Source organism: Rhodococcus sp. 4CII, from assembly GCF_014256275.1.
Taxonomy (GTDB): Bacteria; Actinomycetota; Actinomycetes; order Mycobacteriales; family Mycobacteriaceae; genus Rhodococcus_F; species Rhodococcus_F wratislaviensis_A.
In genome coordinates, this window is sequence record NZ_JACCFE010000002.1 from 2,093,348 (window position 1) to 2,105,966 (window position 12,619).

Consider the following 12,619-nt stretch of genomic DNA (forward strand, 5'->3'; position numbering starts at 1 on the left):
GCTTTCAGTCACATGCGTAACAAGCACGAGTTGCCTACGAAGGAGTTACGGTTGAGCCACAACTTATCCCCGAACAGCAACGCGTGAACGGGTTTATCGAAGAAAACGCCCCGCAGCCTGCACCGCAGGGGCCGAACTGTCACCTGTTGCTATAAAAACGGCAAATGCTAGGTCGTTCTTGATTCCGACGAACCAGCCGTGAGCCGGACCACTTCCCGACTCGGCCGTGCCCGTTTTGCCAAGCAGACCCGGAATGTCCTGCAGCGCAGTAGCGGTACCCCCCGTCACAGTTTCTCGCATCATAGTCCGGAGGTCCGCGGTGACGTTCGCCGGCACCGGGGTCACCGTCTTGTCGGCGGTACCCGGCTGCCCCTGCACGATCATCGGCGACGGCGTCGATCCGTTCGCGATGGATGCGGCCACCATTGCCATCCCGAACGGGGATGCAGTCACCTGCCCCTGCCCGATCGCGGACTCGACGCGGGCCGCCGAACTGTCGGCGATCGGCACGTTGCCGGTGACCGTCGTCAGGCCGGGCGTCACGTAGTCGACGCCGAGCCCGAACTGCTGCGCGGCCTTCTGCAGGGCGTCGGGCGGCAACCCGACCGCCAGCCGTCCCATGGTGGTGTTGCACGAGCGGGCGAACGCGGTGTGCAGCGGAACCGCACCTAGGTCGAACTCGTCGTCGTTGGGGATCTGCCTGCCCTCGATGTTCTCGGTGCCGGGGCAGGGCAGGACCGTGTCGGGGGTCGCGGCACCGGCCTGCAGCGCGGCCGACGTCGTCACCGTCTTGAACGTCGACCCGGGTGGGTAGAGGCCGGTGAGCGCGATCGGGCCGAGCGCGTCGGCCGGGGCGTTCTGCGCGACCGCCAGCACCGCGCCCGTGGAGGGACGCAAGGCGACGATCGCGGCCTGTTGCGGCACGTCGGCGAGCGCCCGCTCGGCGGCCGTCTGCATCGGGAGATCGAGGGTGGTCGCGATGTCGGGCGCGTCGGGGCCCGCCTCGCCGGCGACGGTCTTCGCCGAGCCGTCCTGGCCGACCACCTGCACCGCCCAGCCGGCGGACGCGTCCTGCCCCTCCTGCCACAGGTCACCGAGGCCGGCCAGGGTGGGCGAGGCCAGCGCCTTGTCGGCGCTGAGCAGCCTGGTCTGCGGGGCCAGCGTGACACCCGGTAGTTGCCGCAGTTGCGCTTCGATCGGCGCCAGGTCCTCGGCGCGCAGCGAGATGGCGGTGACCGGCTTGCCCTGGGCACCCGCCAGATCCTGCTGGAGCGAGGCCGCGGTGATCGTGGGTGCGATCGGCGCCAGCAGCGCGGCGACCGCGGCGGTGTCGGCGCCCTGTTCGACGTCGACCAGCGTGACGACCTGCTGCTCGAGGAGCGGTGCGCCGCCCGCGGCGAGGACCTTCGGCGGCGTCCCGGTCGTGGTGGTGTACCGGACGGTGGTGTCGTTCGTGAGTCCGGGCGCGAGCACGGCCGGATCCCAGGCGATCTTCCAGTCGTCGCCGTCCTTGGTGGCGTTACCGGTGGTGCTGTACTTCCATTCCTGCCCCGGGGCGAACGGCCACGACACGTCCATCGTGAACGATCCGGCGTTGTCACCGGACTCCTGCACTTCGGTGCGGGTGAACGTGCCGTCCTTGTTGCCGAGGCCGTCGTACATCGCGGTGATCGCGGCGGCGGCCGCGGCCGGATCGGTGGTGAGGTCGGCGGCGGCCTGCACGTCGTCGCTGTTCAGCGCGTCGGCGAACTGCTGCGACACGGTGTCGGGCTGATCGGGGCCGAACAGCCCGCAGGCGGAGAGCACGGACGCGAGTACCGCGATTCCGGCCACTGCCTTGCGGGTGGAGGTGGGACGGGTGGGGCTGTGACGAACGGTTGAGGTGCGCACGGACTCGATCATGCCTGACGTGGTGGCGCGCTTCGAACAATGGGTGTAATCATGTAATCAGTGCTTCATCACCGTGATCGGGGCACCCGGCTCCCAGGAGGACGCCATGAAGAACGCACACGGTCCGGGTGGTCGCCGCTTCGGCCGGCCCGGTGGATGGCAACAGGCGGACGTCCCCGACGCGAGCGATGCCGCCGACTGGTTCGCCGGCCGCCTTCCCGGCGACTGGTTCACCGGTCCCGCCACCGTCGAGGTCGACCGCGAGGAAATCGTCGTCGTCGGCGAATTGCCCCCCGTCGAGTCCGCCGACTCCGGCTCCGAGGCGGCGATCGACGGACGCATCTCGCGGTTCCGGGAAACGACGAGGGCCGATCGGATGCGCATCGCGGACGAGGCAGAGGCGCGGTACGGCCGCAAGGTCGCGTGGGGCGTCAGCCTCGACGGCCACAGGACACTGTTCACCCACCTCGCCGTCCCGGTGATGACCCGGCTCCGCCAACCCGAACGCAAGGTTCTCGACACACTCGTCGACGCCGGCGTGGCGAGGTCACGGTCGGACGCGCTGATGTGGACGGTCCGCCTCGCCGGCCAGCACAGCGAGCAGTGGCTGACCGAGCTTCGCGAAGCCATGGCCAAGGTGGACGAACTCCGGGCCGACGGGCCCCAGATCTAATTCGATTGCACGGGCGTCGGTGGCGTCCTATCGTGAACGTCACCGATGCGCACCGGGCGCGTCAGACAGAGGGGAACGGTCCATTGCTCCTGCCGAGGTAGTCACGCGAGTCGTCATCCGCACACACCTCGGGAGTACTCATGGCCCAGTCATATCTGTCCCTGTCCGACCTCACGTTCACCTGGCCCGACGGCGAGCCCGTCTTCGACGGCCTCGACGCCGTATTCGGGCCCGGCCGCACCGGCCTGGTCGGTCTCAACGGCGCCGGCAAATCCACACTGCTCCGGCTGATCGCCGGGCGCCTGCATCCCGACCGCGGGTCGGTGACGGCGCACGGCGAGGTGGCCTACCTGCCGCAGGACATCACGCTCGACCCCAGTCTGCGGGTCGACCGGATCCTGGGTGTCGCCGAACTGCGGGCATCGTTGCACCGCATCGAATCCGGTGAGGGCACGCCCGAGGATTTCGATGCCGCCACCGGCCGATGGGACATCGAGGAACTCGCGGTGTCGACACTGCACCGGCTCGGTCTCGAGCGCGTGCTGGGAAGCACGTCCGACCTCGACCGCACCGTCGGCACCCTGTCGGGCGGTGAGACCGTGCTGCTCGGCCTCACCGCGGAACTGCTGCGGGAACCGGAGGTGCTGCTCCTCGACGAGCCCACCAACAACCTCGACAGCGATTCCCGCAGCAGGCTCTACGACGTGGTGCGACAGTTCTCGGGAACCCTGCTGGTGGTCAGCCACGACCGCGACCTGCTCGACCTGATGGATTCCACCGCGGAACTGCGCGCAGGCGAGATCCGCATGTTCGGGGGAAATTTCAGTACCTACCGGGAGATCGTCGAGTCGGAGCAGGAGACCGCCCGCGCTGCGGTGCGCGATGCCCGCAGCGACGTGCAGAAGCAGAAGCGCGAACTCGTCGAGGCCCGCGTCAAGATCGACCGTCGTCAGCGGTACGGGCAGAAGATGTTCGAGAACAAGCGGGAACCGAAGATCGTGATGGGGTTGCGGAAGCGCCAGGCGCAGGAATCCGCGGGAAAACTGCGGAACAACCACATCGCGAAGGTCGACGAAGCGCGAGAATCGTTGACGGAAGCGGAGAATGCGCTGCGGGACGACCGCGAGGTGCGGATCGATCTGCCGGCCACCGAGGTGCATGCGGGCCAGTCGGTGGTCTCCGTCCCGGACGTGCGACTGCGCAGCGGACAGCAGGTGTCGCTGGACGTCGTCGGTCCCGAGCGGATCGCGCTCGTCGGACGCAACGGCATCGGGAAGACGACTCTGCTCGACGCCGTCGTGGCCGCGGGACCGCGGGTTCCGTTCAGGGCGCTGCCCCAGCGACTCGACGTGTTCGACGAGTCGCTGACGGTCGCCGAGAACGTGGCCGCCGCGGCGCCGCATGCGTCGCAGGAACAGATTCGCGCCCAGCTGGCCCGGTTCCTGTTCCGGGGCAACGATTCCGACGTGCTCGCGTCGGCACTCTCGGGTGGGGAACGGTTGCGGGCGGCGCTCGCGACGATCCTGCTGGCCGAACCCGCGCCCCGGCTGCTGCTGATGGACGAGCCGACGAACAACCTCGACCTGCCGAGCCTCGCGCACCTGACGCAGGCGCTCCGCAGCTATCGCGGTGCCCTGATCGTGGTCAGCCACGACCGGCAGTTCCTCCACGACATCGGCGTCACCCGGTGGCTGGAACTCACCGACGAGGCCCTTCGGGCTCGTGCGCCTTTCGGGTAGCCTCAGCTACCCGAAAGGCGCACGAGCGCCGGAGGCGCCTCAGTCGGCCACCCCGATGTCCTCGTTCCAGAGTTCGGGCCGGGCCTCGATGAACTCGGTCATCAGGTCGATGCAGTGCTGATCACGCAGGACGGTCACGTCGACGCCGTTCTCGCGGAGCCAGTCGTGCGCGCCGGTGAACGTGACGCTCTCCCCCACGACGATCGCGCCGATGTTGAACTGCCGCACGAGGCCGCTGCAGTACCAGCACGGCGACAGGGTCGTCACCATGATCGTCGAGCGGTAGTCGCGCTGACGCCCGGCCGCCCGGAACGCGTCGGTCTCACCGTGGACGGACGGGTCTCCGTGCTGGACCCGGCGATTGCGGCCGCTGCCGAGCAGGGTTCCGTCGCCCGCGAAGAGCGCTGCCCCGATCGGTATTCCACCCTCGCGTCTGCCGAGTTCGGCTTCGGCGATCGCCACGGCCAGTAGTTCCTCGGGATCCAGCGTCGTCAGCGGGGACTCGAAGGGAATCGTCATGCCTCTACCTTCCATCCGGGACGCAGCCCCCACAACGTACACACCGCGCTCGCCCCGACGCTTGCGCTGGAGTGCACTCCAGGTCGTACGGTTTCAGGCATGACCACCCAGCTGGAGCAGTCGACCGGAACGTTCGCGAGCATCTCGGAGGTCGCGGCGATCACCGGCCTCACGCAGGACACCCTGCGCTGGTACGAGCGCGAGGGGATGATCCCCGCAATCGCGCGGGGTTCGGACCGTCGCCGCCGGTACAGCGAGCGCGACGTGCGGCTGATCGAACTGCTGGTGAAACTGCGAACGACGGGCATGCCGACCAGTGACATGCAGCGATTCGCGGTGCTGCTGGCCGGGGGCGCCGAGACCCACGAGCGGCGATTGTCGTTGCTCCTGGACCACCGCGAGCGCATCCTCGCCCATCGGGCGAGGCTCGACGACGCCCTGGCGGCCCTCGACACCAAGGTCGATCACTACCGGGCCCTCATCGCCGGCCCCGACAAGTTTCCCGCCCGACAGGACCGCTCTCGACAACGACGAGGAGAAGCATGACCGACATCGGCACGACCACCCTGGGCAACTCGCTGACCGTCTCCGGAATGGGTTTCGGAGGAATGGCTCTCACCCCCGTCTACGGCGGGGTGGAACCGGAAAGCGCACTCGCCACACTCCGTCACGCGGTGGATCTCGGAGTCAGTTTCATCGATACCGCCGACGTGTACGGCGCCGGCGACAACGAGCGGTTGATCGGGCAGTTGCTGAAGGATCGGCGCGAGGACGTCACGCTGGCAACCAAGTTCGGAATTCTGGGCGATCCGAGGAAACGGAGCGAGGGCGGCGCCTCCACCCGCGGCGACCGCGGGTACGTCCACGAGGCGGTGGACGCCAGCTTGCGCCGGCTCGGAATCGACACGATCGACCTCTATTACCTGCACCGCCCCGACCCGTCGGTTCCGATCGAGGACACCGTCGGTGCGATGGCTGAACTGGTGGCGGCGGGCAAGGTGCGGCATCTCGGGCTGTCGGAGGTGACGGCCGGGGAATTGACGGCCGCGCACGCCGTACATCCCATCGCGGCAATCCAGTCGGAATGGAGCGTGTGGAGCCGCGACGTCGAGGCGCGGATCGTGCCTGCGGCGGCCGAACTGGGTGTCGGGTTCGTCCCCTACTCGCCACTCGGCCGGGGGTTCCTCACCGGGACCGTCACAGACGTCGATGCCCTGGCGCCCAACGATTTCCGCCGGACCCTTCCCCGGTTCGCGGAGGGCGCGCTGCAACGGAATCTCGGTGTGGTGGAGGCGGTGAATTCGGTTGCCCGGGAACTGGGCGCCACGCCCGCCCAGGTGGCGCTGGCGTGGCTCTACGCCCAGGGCCGCGAGTTCGGACTGCCGGTCGTGCCCATTCCCGGCACCCGCAGCGCGGACCGGGTGACGGAGAACGCGGGCGCACTCGATATCGCACTCGATGCGGCGCAGCTGGCTGTGCTGAATTCGGCCCGGGACCACGTGGAGGGTGCGCGTTCGGAGGATCTGCAGTGGGTGTCGGAGGGCCGCGACGTCTGAGTGATGCAGACTGGGCGGGTGCAGCACGCTACCAATCCCGTCGACGGCGTCCGGATCGCGTATCAGACCGTCGGCGAGGGGGAACCTCTCGTTCTCCTTCACGGCACGGCCCTGTCGCACGCCATCTGGCGTGGATTCGGTTACGTCGCCGCGCTGCGTGATCGGTACCGGCTGATCCTGGTCGATCTGCGGGGTCACGGACGCAGCGACGCACCGCACGACGAGGACGCATATGCGATGGATCTGGTCAGCGGTGACGCCCTGGCCGTCCTCGACCACCTGGAGCTTCCCAGCGCGCACGTGCTGGGGTATTCACTCGGCGGCCGGGTAGCGCTGGCGTTGGCGGTCGGGGCGCCCGAACGGCTGGAGAGCCTGATCATCGGCGGCGGCAGCAGCCGACCGCAGGCCGGGGCGTTCGACCGCTTGTTCTTCCCCGGCTGCATCGACGTCCTCGCGCGGGACGGCATGGATGCGTTCCTCGACGGGTGGAATGCCCGGCGCTCGTGGCCGATCGACGCCGGCACCCGGGCCGCGTTCCTGGCGAACGACGCGAGGGCCCTCGCCGCGTACATGCGGCGCTCCGGTGCCGAGCCGGGGGTGGACGACGACGTCCTGCGTGGGATCGCCGTTCCCACCCTGCTGTTCGTCGGTTCGGACGACGCCGAACGGCTCGGCGACACCCAGCGGGTGGCGGCACTGATTCCCGGTGCGTCGCTGACGATCCTGCCCGGTTTCGACCATTCGACGGCGGTGGCCGCGAGCACCGAGGTACTCGCGGCCGTCGAGCCGTTTCTCGCCGCGGTGTGAGGCGCTACATCCACTCGACCAGCTGGATGATCACCCCGTTGGGGTCGCTCATCTGGAAGTAGCGTTCGCCCCACGGCTCGGTGTCGATGGGCGTCACGATCGGAACGCCTTCCGCCCGCAGTCGCTCGTATTCGCCGTCGATGCCTTCGACGACGAGTGCGATCAGCAACCCCTGGCCGGCGTCGCCCGCGATCCGCGCGGGCTTGAACGTCTCCAGCCCCGTCTTCAGGAAGATCAGGTTGAAGGCCACGTCCGGACGCTTCAGCGACACGAAGCCTTCCGCTGCCATCTCCTCGACGAAGCCCAGGTGGGTCTTGGCGAATTCGGCCGATGCGGTGGGGTCTGCGACGTTCAGCGACAGTGCGCTCGCGGTGACCTTCACGATGGTGTCCTTTCGTTGACGACACCCCACTAACGTACGCCGTACGACACTTTGTTCCCGGGACCGCGCATCACATCGCCAGCAGGCCCTTCGCGATGTGCGTCACCTGAATCTCGTTGCTGCCGGCATAGATCATCAGCGACTTCGCGTCGCGCGCGAGTTGCTCGACCCGGTACTCGGCCATGTACCCGTTGCCGCCGAACAACTGCACCGCCTCCATCGCCACCTCGGTGGCCGCCCGCGAGGAGTAGAGCTTCATCGCCGACGCCTCCGCAAGACTCACCCGATCCCCCGCCGCGGTGCGCTCGATCGCGTTGAACACCATGTTCTGCACATTGATGCGCGCGATCTCCATCTCGGCGAGCTTGAGCTGGATGAGCTGGAACTGGGCGATCTCCTTGCCCCACAGCGTGCGGGACTTGGCGTAGTCGACGCAGAGCCGGTGACATTCGTTGATGATGCCGAGCGACAGCGACGCGATGCCGATGCGCTCGGCCGCGAAGCTCTCCTTGGCGCTGGACTTGCCGTCGGATTGTCCGCCGTCCTCGGTCTCGCCGAGCAGACGGTCGCGGGTGAGGCGCACGTTGTCGAAGAACAGCTCGCCGGTCGGTGAGGAGTTCATGCCCATCTTCTTGAACGGCGCCCCCTGGGTCAGGCCTTCCATGCCCGCGTCGAGCACGAACGCGAGCACCTTCCGGTCGCGGCGGTCGACGGACGACTCCCCCTCGTCGAGCTTCGCGTAAACGATGATGACGTCGGCGTACGGGCCGTTGGTGATGAACGTCTTCTGCCCGTTCAGGATGTAGTCGCCGCCGTCGCGGCGCACGTACGACTTCATGCCGCCGAACGCATCCGACCCGGAGTCGGGCTCGGTGATGGCCCAGGCGCCCACCTTCTCGAACGTGACCAGACCGGGGAGCCACCGCTCCTTCTGCGCCAGCGTGCCGCGACTGCGGATGGTTCCCGCAGCCAGCCCGAGGCTGACCCCGAGCGACGCGACGAGCCCGAGACTCACCCCGGCCAGCTCGGCGTTCATGATGACGCCCATGCTGCCCGCACCGCCGAGGCCGCCGGATTTCTCCCCCGTCGCGTCGGACGCGGCGTCACCGCTGCGCTCGCGCTCGAGCGACTTCGTCAGCGCGTCACGCGCCATCTCGTCCAGGCCGAACGTGGCGAAGAGTTTGCGGATGATGTCGAACGGAGGTAGTTCGCCGGTCTCCAGCTTGTCGACGTGCGGTCGAATCTCTTTGTCGATGAAACCGCGGATCGCGTCACGGAACATCAGGTCGGTATCTGACCACTCATACATGCCGGGCACTCCAGTCGCCGAGAGACAAACGGTTGCCGCAAATATAGAACACGTTCCTATTCTTGGACAGGTGTCCCGGACGGTCCGCGATCGCGCACGGCGAATCAGGCCGAGTCGCCTGTCGTTTCACCGACCCCCAGCCATGTCGACCGCAACCGGTCGAGGGTGCCGTCCTCGCCCAGCGTGCGCTGCGCGCACTCGAGGCGTTCCCGCAGCGCGTGATCGCCGGTGCGGACGGCGACCGCGATCTCCTCACGGGAGATGCCGCGCTCGACCACCTCCACGTGCGGGCGGTCCCGGACGAGCCAGGTGAGGACCGGGGCGAGTTTCATGACGGCGTCGCAGCCGCCCGAGGACAGGTCGTCGAGGGCCTGTCCGATCCGGTCGTACGCGTATACCCGGATCGCCCCCACGCGGCCGTCCGCGACGAGCCTCTCCACGATCGGCTGGCTGGTGTTGCCGTGCTGAACCCCGACCGTCAGCCCCGCGAGGTCGCCCACCCCCCGCACCCCCGGATGCCGGGACGTGTCCACGGCGAGGGACTGACCGGACACGAGATACGGTGCGCAGAAATCCGCGCGGGCCCTGCGGTCCGGGGTCACGGTGGTTCCCGACGCGATGCAGTCGAACTCGCCGTCGGCGAGAGCATCGAAGATCCCGTTGAAGTCGGTGCCCCGGTACGGGACGAGCGACCATTCGACGCCGAGAACCCGGGCGATCGCCTGGGTGTATTCGACGTCGAAACCCGCGGGGGCGCCGCCGTCCCGGAACTCGAACGGCGGGTCGGGCAGTGCCGAACCCACCCGCAGGACCCGCGCGGACGCTGTCATGTCGCCCCTCTCCACCCTGATGTGCGCCTACGAACCGATCAGCCCCAACCGCTGTGCCAGCCAGGGCATTTCCTTCTCCAGTCCCGCCGACCACACGGCGAAGCTGTGCCCGCCCGGAACCTCCACGTACTGCACGTCCATGCCCGCGGCCTTCGCCGCCTGATAGACCTTCTGCGCGCCCGGCTTGTACGCGTCGTCGCCGGAGCCGATCACGAAGACCCCGGCCGAGTCCGGGTACTGCTTCGATCCCATCAGATCGAGGGGGTTGACCTTCGTGAACGCGGCCTGGTCACCGCCGAATCCGTCGTCGACGGTCCGCTGGTGGTCGCCGAGTGTGGGTTCTTCCTGACCCGAGATGTCGAGGAACGTCGGGTATACGTCGGGGTAGTTGGTGGCCATCTGCAGCGAACAGGTGCCGCCGTAGGACAGGCCGCCGATGGCCCACGCCTTCGGGTCCGGGTTCACCTGCAAATTCGACTTCACCCAGGCCGGAACGTCCTTCGCGAGATACGTGGCCACGTTGCCCATCTTCGAATCGATGCACAGTGGATTCGCGATCTGCGAACCGGTGCCGTCGGCGACCACGACGATCGGGGCCAGTCCGTCGTGTTTCGAAGCGAACTCGTTCATCGTGGTCGCGAGCTTGCCGCCGGCGAACCAGTCCTCCGGCGCACCGGGTTGACCGGCCAGCATCACCAGCACGGGCAGCAGCGGGCGGGGGTTGGTGAAGTAGGCGGGTGGGAGGTAGATCTCGGCGTCGCGGGCACCGAAGCCCGACACCGTTCCCGGTATCGCCGCCGTCAGGACCCGTCCCTCACTGGGCATTCCGGGCGGGGCCGTCCACGACGCGTCGAGAGGTGTTCCCGTCACCACCTTCTCGGTGGTGCCGCCCAGATCGTTCATCTGCACCCGGTCGAACGGTTCCGCCCCGAAGGCCGTGCCCACCGTGGGATAGGCGTCGAACACGAGGTTGATCTGCGTCGCCGACGCCAGCACCACCGCGAGGACCGCGAGCACCGAGACGGCGGCCGATCCCACCGTCCGGCCGGCGCGGATCCTCGGCACCAGCAGCACGATCGCGAAGAGTCCCAGACCGATCCACACGTAAATGGATATCTCGATCGGATCGGGAAACGGCCGGAGAACCTTCTCGACCATCACGTACAGGACGACGGTGACGACGACCGACACCGCCAGGCAGATCGGGATCGCCCTCCTGCGGTACCAGGGGGCGCGGGCGGCGAGCAGCCACACGCCGCCGAGCACGCCGAGCGCCGTGAGGATCCAGGGCAGAGGCCCTGAGATCACGCTGAGGTCGCTGAGCCATTCCACGCCACGAAGCCTAGAGCGCGAACCCGCACCACGTCGGCGACTCGCAGCACCGGTAAAATTGCCGGGGTGACATTCATCAAGGTCTGCGGCCTGCGAGACGAGGCCTCCGTCGATCTGGCGGTGCGCCTCGGCGTCGACGCCGTGGGTTTCGTCTTCGCCGACAGCGTCCGCCGGATCTCCCCCGAGGATGCCGCCCCGCTGGTCCGCCGCGTCACCGCACCGACGGTCGCGGTGGGTGTGTTCAAGGGCAGTTCGGTCGCGGAGGTGATCGACGTCGCCGCGACCGCCGGCCTCGGGACCGTCCAGGTGCACGACCTGACGTCCGCCGCGGACGTGTCCCGGTTGCGGGCGGCGGGGCTACGCGTGATCCGTGCGGTGATCGCCGGTGACGCGTCGGACGATCTCGGCGCGGACCGGGTGCTCGTCGACGGGGCGACCGCCGGGGCGGGGGTGCCCTGGGACTGGGCGAGCCAGAGCAGGCCCGATGGCGAGTGGATTCTCGCGGGCGGACTTCACCCGGGCAACGTGCGGACCGCCGTCGACGCGACCGGCGCCTGGGGGGTCGACGTGTCCAGCGGGGTCGAATCCTCGCGGGGTGTGAAGGACGCGGCTCTGATCGAGCAGTTCGTCGCCGCGGTCCGATCCGGAACCTGAGTCAGCCCGGCATTCCGGCGACGGTGTCTTCCACATCCCACGACGCCAGGACGGTCCGGATGCCCACGACCAGCGCGAGCGGCTGATCGATCATCACGTGGTGTCCGGCGTCGGGGATCTCGACCACCAGCGCGCTGGGGCCGAACCGGCGCCGCATGTCCGCCATCATCGTGTCGGTGACGATGCCGTTCTCGGCGCGGAAGTAGGCGAGACGGCAACGCGGGTCGGACGCACCCAGATGGCCACTCCCCTCTCGGGAGAAGAACGCGGAATCGAACTTCCACGACCACCCGCCGTCCACCTCCTCCATCGAGTTCTCCGCCACGTGCCGAAGCACCGCGGGCACCGCCGTGTCCTGCGGCGGGACGAAACGGAACCGCTCGAGCGCCTCCGCCCGGGAGGGGTAGATCTTCTTCGGGCCGAAGGCACGCTGCTTGCGCGCTTCCTCTTCTTCCGGGGTCCGGGCGAGGACTGGCGAATCGATCAGCTGGACTCCGCCCAGATCCTCGCCGAACAGCTGCGCGGCCACATACGACACCATTCCGCCCATGCTGTGGCCGACGAACACCGGCGTCCCCGAGACGCCCGCGGGCTTGGCCACGGCCAGGGCCTCCTCCGCCCAGCGCTCGAGGCCGTATTCGTCACGCCGGTCGCTGTCACCGTGCCCGGTGAGATCGAGTGCGACGACACGACGGTCGGTGGCCAGCATGGGGCCCACATGGTCCCACCACCGGCTGTGGGCGGCGCCGCCGTGCACGAGCACTATTCCCGCTGTGCCCGCCGGGCCCCACGCCCGGTAGTGGACCTGCGCACCGGCGACGTCGACCCGGCCGACGTCGACCGGGGCCGCCAACGCCGTCGTGAACCAGTGGGGCGCGTCCGTCTGCACGTTGCTCATTCACCGAACATACCGACCCTCCGCAGACGT

At 68.5% G+C, this 12,619-nt stretch carries 13 protein-coding genes; 6 read left to right on the plus strand and 7 right to left on the minus strand.

The features are described from left to right. Positions 1 to 93: 93 nt before the first annotated feature. Complete coding sequence (locus H0B43_RS10470) at positions 94 to 1,902, minus strand: penicillin-binding transpeptidase domain-containing protein (protein ID WP_185727983.1); 1,809 nt, start codon at positions 1,900 to 1,902, stop codon at positions 94 to 96. A 94-nt stretch (positions 1,903 to 1,996) separates the two neighbouring features. On the opposite strand from H0B43_RS10470, the gene H0B43_RS10475 reads away from it, so the two are divergent. Together H0B43_RS10475 and H0B43_RS10480 are read left to right on the plus strand one after the other, a co-directional pair. Further along, positions 1,997 to 2,563 carry a hypothetical protein gene (locus H0B43_RS10475; RefSeq protein WP_185727982.1) on the plus strand — a complete coding sequence of 189 codons (567 nt, stop codon included), beginning with the start codon at positions 1,997 to 1,999 and terminating at the stop codon, positions 2,561 to 2,563. A gap of 140 nt (positions 2,564 to 2,703) precedes the next feature. Then, positions 2,704 to 4,302 (plus strand): ABC-F family ATP-binding cassette domain-containing protein, encoded by a 1,599-nt coding sequence (locus tag H0B43_RS10480; protein ID WP_185727980.1) that lies wholly within the window; start codon positions 2,704 to 2,706, stop codon positions 4,300 to 4,302. Positions 4,303 to 4,341: 39 nt separating this feature from the next. Here H0B43_RS10480 and H0B43_RS10485 read toward each other — a convergent pair whose 3' ends face one another. Beyond that, positions 4,342 to 4,821, minus strand: a complete 480-nt coding sequence (locus H0B43_RS10485; protein WP_185727978.1) for a nucleoside deaminase — start codon at positions 4,819 to 4,821, stop codon at positions 4,342 to 4,344. Between the two features lie 99 nt (positions 4,822 to 4,920). Between H0B43_RS10485 and H0B43_RS10490 the strand changes: the two genes are divergently transcribed. From H0B43_RS10490 to H0B43_RS10500, 3 genes are read left to right on the plus strand one after another with little or no spacing between them, the layout of a single operon-like run. Then, the gene (locus tag H0B43_RS10490) at positions 4,921 to 5,367 is read left to right on the plus strand and encodes a MerR family transcriptional regulator (RefSeq protein WP_185727976.1); all 447 of its coding nucleotides are present in this window, start codon (positions 4,921 to 4,923) and stop codon (positions 5,365 to 5,367) included. Next, entirely contained in the window at positions 5,364 to 6,377 is a 1,014-nt protein-coding gene (locus H0B43_RS10495) for an aldo/keto reductase (protein WP_185727974.1), read from the plus strand. The genes H0B43_RS10490 and H0B43_RS10495 overlap by 4 nt, the downstream gene beginning before the upstream one ends. Positions 6,378 to 6,380: 3 nt before the next feature. Then, positions 6,381 to 7,184, plus strand: a complete 804-nt coding sequence (locus H0B43_RS10500; RefSeq protein ID WP_185727972.1) for an alpha/beta fold hydrolase — start codon at positions 6,381 to 6,383, stop codon at positions 7,182 to 7,184. A 4-nt stretch (positions 7,185 to 7,188) separates the two neighbouring features. On the opposite strand, the gene H0B43_RS10505 is transcribed toward H0B43_RS10500, so the two are convergent. From H0B43_RS10505 to H0B43_RS10520, 4 genes are all read right to left on the minus strand, one after another. Then, complete coding sequence (locus H0B43_RS10505; RefSeq protein WP_185727970.1) at positions 7,189 to 7,566, minus strand: VOC family protein; 378 nt, start codon at positions 7,564 to 7,566, stop codon at positions 7,189 to 7,191. 70 nt (positions 7,567 to 7,636) lie between these two features. Then, positions 7,637 to 8,875: an acyl-CoA dehydrogenase family protein gene (locus H0B43_RS10510; RefSeq protein WP_185727968.1), complete on the minus strand. Its 1,239-nt coding sequence runs from the start codon at positions 8,873 to 8,875 to the stop codon at positions 7,637 to 7,639. A 104-nt stretch (positions 8,876 to 8,979) separates the two neighbouring features. Then, a complete protein-coding gene (locus H0B43_RS10515) occupies positions 8,980 to 9,705 on the minus strand; it encodes an ABC transporter substrate-binding protein (RefSeq protein WP_185727967.1) in 726 nt (241 codons plus the stop codon). 27 nt (positions 9,706 to 9,732) lie between these two features. Next, on the minus strand, positions 9,733 to 11,037 hold the full coding sequence (locus H0B43_RS10520; protein WP_185727965.1) for an esterase family protein: 1,305 nt from the start codon (positions 11,035 to 11,037) through the stop codon (positions 9,733 to 9,735). Between the two features lie 66 nt (positions 11,038 to 11,103). Between H0B43_RS10520 and H0B43_RS10525 the strand changes: the two genes are divergently transcribed. Further along, positions 11,104 to 11,691 (plus strand): phosphoribosylanthranilate isomerase, encoded by a 588-nt coding sequence (locus H0B43_RS10525; RefSeq protein ID WP_185727964.1) that lies wholly within the window; start codon positions 11,104 to 11,106, stop codon positions 11,689 to 11,691. Between the two features lies 1 nt (position 11,692). Here the strand turns inward: H0B43_RS10525 and H0B43_RS10530 are convergent, their stop codons facing one another. Continuing rightward, positions 11,693 to 12,589: an alpha/beta fold hydrolase gene (locus H0B43_RS10530; protein WP_185727962.1), complete on the minus strand. Its 897-nt coding sequence runs from the start codon at positions 12,587 to 12,589 to the stop codon at positions 11,693 to 11,695. Positions 12,590 to 12,619: the final 30 nt, after the last annotated feature.

What these genes read in the sequence shown, in the direction of transcription:
- H0B43_RS10480 (WP_185727980.1), top strand. Translation starts at nt 2,704, where the DNA reads ATGGCCCAGTCATATCTGTCCCTGTCCGACCTCACGTTCACCTGGCCC.
- H0B43_RS10470 (WP_185727983.1), bottom strand. Translation starts at nt 1,902, where the DNA reads ATGATCGAGTCCGTGCGCACCTCAACCGTTCGTCACAGCCCCACCCGT.
- H0B43_RS10510 (WP_185727968.1), bottom strand. Translation starts at nt 8,875, where the DNA reads ATGTATGAGTGGTCAGATACCGACCTGATGTTCCGTGACGCGATCCGC.
- H0B43_RS10475 (WP_185727982.1), top strand. Translation starts at nt 1,997, where the DNA reads ATGAAGAACGCACACGGTCCGGGTGGTCGCCGCTTCGGCCGGCCCGGT.
- H0B43_RS10490 (WP_185727976.1), top strand. Translation starts at nt 4,921, where the DNA reads ATGACCACCCAGCTGGAGCAGTCGACCGGAACGTTCGCGAGCATCTCG.
- H0B43_RS10485 (WP_185727978.1), bottom strand. Translation starts at nt 4,821, where the DNA reads ATGACGATTCCCTTCGAGTCCCCGCTGACGACGCTGGATCCCGAGGAA.
- H0B43_RS10515 (WP_185727967.1), bottom strand. Translation starts at nt 9,705, where the DNA reads ATGACAGCGTCCGCGCGGGTCCTGCGGGTGGGTTCGGCACTGCCCGAC.
- H0B43_RS10530 (WP_185727962.1), bottom strand. Translation starts at nt 12,589, where the DNA reads ATGAGCAACGTGCAGACGGACGCGCCCCACTGGTTCACGACGGCGTTG.
- H0B43_RS10500 (WP_185727972.1), top strand. Translation starts at nt 6,381, where the DNA reads ATGCAGACTGGGCGGGTGCAGCACGCTACCAATCCCGTCGACGGCGTC.
- H0B43_RS10495 (WP_185727974.1), top strand. Translation starts at nt 5,364, where the DNA reads ATGACCGACATCGGCACGACCACCCTGGGCAACTCGCTGACCGTCTCC.